We start from the raw sequence: 255 nt of genomic DNA on the forward strand, positions 1-255 counted from the left end.
TTTGTTGGTGCCCTTGAGCAGGGTCGGCTGGATGTAATAGCCGGTCGCCAGGTTGCCCTCGAGTTTTTCCACCTTGCCACCGGTCAGCAGCTCGGCGCCTTCGCCCTTGGCGATTTCCAGGTAGGAGGGAATCTTGTCGAATTGCTGCTCGGACGCCTGGGCGCCGACCATGGTGTCGGTGTCCAGCGGGTCGCCACGCTTGATTTGCAGGACCTTCTTCATCACCACTTTCATGAAGTCGTCGTAGATCGACTC

At 58.8% G+C, this 255-nt stretch carries 1 protein-coding gene; it reads right to left on the reverse strand.

The genetic code is table 11. The features are described 5' to 3' along the window. Positions 1–255, reverse strand: a 255-nt coding sequence (locus AACY45_RS29100; protein ID WP_339548916.1) for an aldehyde dehydrogenase family protein, incomplete at both ends; no start/stop codon positions are given.

The sequence above is a fragment of the Pseudomonas sp. RA_35y_Pfl2_P32 genome (assembly GCF_963970735.1).
In the GTDB taxonomy this organism is placed as follows: domain Bacteria; phylum Pseudomonadota; class Gammaproteobacteria; order Pseudomonadales; family Pseudomonadaceae; genus Aquipseudomonas.